Genomic DNA, 2,040 nt, shown 5'->3' on the forward strand with positions numbered 1-2,040 from the left:
CCTCGAGTGGGACGACTACACGCCGGAGATCCGCTTGGAGGTCCTCGACCTCCTCGTCGCCGTGCACACCGCACCGCCCGAGGTCCGCGACCGCGCCCGCCCCGAGGACCACGCGATCCAGTTCCGGGAGAACCTCGCGGGCGGCCGGGCCGACCCCGGGCTCGGCCCGTACGCCCGGCCCGCGGCGGAGCTGCTCCATGCCCACCTGCCCGAGATACGCCGCGCCGTCGCCCGCCACGACGACCTGGCCGGGCTCGCCCGCGCCGAGGGGAACGGCCCGGTGCTGACCCACGGTGAGCCGCACCCCGGCAACGCCATGCGCACCGGCGACGGCCTGGTGCTGATCGACTGGGACACCGCGCTGGCCGCCCCGCCGGAGCGCGATCTCTGGCACCTCGACCCCGGCGACGGAAGCGTGCACGCCGCCTACACCGCCGCCACCGGCACCGTGCCGCGGCCCGAGGTCGTCGAGCTCTACCGGCTCCGCTGGGATCTCACCGAGATCGCCCAGGCCGTGGCGCGCTTCCGCGAACCCCACGGCGGCACCGCCGACGACGACGAGACATTGGCCAACCTCGAGGAGTCGATCACCAATGTCGCTGCCGCCCGATAGCCACGTCCACAGTGAGTGGTCCTGGGACACGACCGCCGGCTCGATGGCCGACTCCTGCGCCCGCGCCGTGCAGCTCGGGCTGCCGGCGATCGCCTTCACCGAACACCTCGACCACACCGTGTGGCGGATCGAGCTCGAGGGCCCGTACGCCCTGGACCGCCTGCTCGAGGTGGCCGGCCCGGACGGGATCCTCACACCGCCCGCGTTCGACGCCGCCGGCTATCTGGACGCCGTCGAAGGCTGCCGGGAGCGGTTCCCCGACCTGCGCATCCTCAGTGGCCTCGAGGTCGGCGAGCCGCACCGGCACGCCGAGGCATGCGCCCGGGTGCTCTCGGCGGGACGGTTCGACCGGGTGCTCGGCTCCCTGCACGCCCTGCCCGACCAGGGTGGCTACGCGGAGCCGTGGGGCATCTATCCGCACCGCGACCCGCACGAGGTGATGCGCGAGTATCTGGCCGGCGTGGCCGAGATGATGGCGATGAGCGGGATGTTCTCGGTGCTGGCACACATCGACTACCCGGTCCGGTCGTGGCCGGCGGAGCTGGTGGGCCCGTTCGACCCCACGGCGTTCGAGGAAGAGTTCCGGCACGCCCTGCGGGCCACCGCTCGGTCCGGCCGGGCGCTGGAGATCAACACCCGCCTGCCCCTGCACGCCACGATCCTCACCTGGTGGCATGAGGAGGGCGGCGACGCGGTCACCTTCGGCAGCGACGCGCACACCGCCGACCTCGTCGCGCACGGCTTCGTCGACGCGGCGCAGATGGCCGAGGCGCACGGCTTCCGCCCCGGAGCCAACCCCTTCGACCTGTGGGGACGGGCCGACCGATCAATATGCTGACGGCATGAGTCACGAGCTGGTGCAGCGGTTGCTGTCGCTGTGGACCGAGCCGGTGCCGGCCGGCGCTGAGGGCGAGGCGCGCTTCGCCACTTGCTACGCCGAGCAGCTCACTGTCAACGGTGTGCCGTTCGGCCGGGCCGACCTGGTCGCCCGGGCGCGCGCCCTGCAGGCGTCGTACTCCGGCATCCGGTGCGAGCTCCTCGAGGAGGTCGAGACGCCGGACCGCCTGGTGATCGGCTTCGTCATGCACGTGCGGCAGACCGGGCCGCTGACCACGCCGCTCGGCGTCCTCGAGCCGACCGGGCGCAGCGCGGCCGTCCGTACCATCGACATCCTGGCCGTGCGCGACGGCCTGATCACCGACATCACCGTGGTGGCCGACGAACTCGGCCTGCTCACCCAGCTCGAAGCCGTCCGACTGACCTGAACGCCCGGCTGCCGACGGCCAGGCCGACTACGAGACCCGGCTCAGCGCTGGGCCGCGCGCTCGTGCAGGGCGTGCATCTGCTCGTCGAACGGCGGCACCGGGCCGACCGTGGGGAGCTTCGGCGCGACGACGGTGATCGGGAGCGCGGCCACCGGCCCGGCC

Annotated in this window: 3 protein-coding genes; all 3 read left to right on the forward strand. The window is 73.3% G+C overall.

The window, feature by feature from the left end; genetic code table 11:
• Positions 1 to 613, forward strand: a 613-nt coding sequence (locus tag AB0M20_RS40325) for a phosphotransferase (RefSeq protein WP_364306440.1), incomplete at its 5' end; no start/stop codon positions are given.
• Positions 594 to 1,451, forward strand: coding sequence for a PHP domain-containing protein (locus AB0M20_RS40330; protein WP_364306442.1), 858 nt, complete (start codon positions 594 to 596; stop codon positions 1,449 to 1,451). The genes AB0M20_RS40325 and AB0M20_RS40330, both read left to right, overlap by 20 nt.
• A 4-nt stretch (positions 1,452 to 1,455) precedes the next feature.
• Complete coding sequence (locus AB0M20_RS40335) at positions 1,456 to 1,878, forward strand: ester cyclase (protein WP_364306443.1); 423 nt, start codon at positions 1,456 to 1,458, stop codon at positions 1,876 to 1,878.
• The last annotated feature ends 162 nt before the right edge of the window (positions 1,879 to 2,040 follow it).

The organism is Actinoplanes sp. NPDC051633 (assembly GCF_040681735.1).
Taxonomy (GTDB): Bacteria; Actinomycetota; Actinomycetes; order Mycobacteriales; family Micromonosporaceae; genus Actinoplanes.

Bases quoted from the DNA above. Each gene is read 5' to 3' on its own strand.
- AB0M20_RS40330 (WP_364306442.1), top strand. From the start codon at position 594: ATGTCGCTGCCGCCCGATAGCCACGTCCACAGTGAGTGGTCCTGGGAC.
- AB0M20_RS40335 (WP_364306443.1), top strand. From the start codon at position 1,456: ATGAGTCACGAGCTGGTGCAGCGGTTGCTGTCGCTGTGGACCGAGCCG.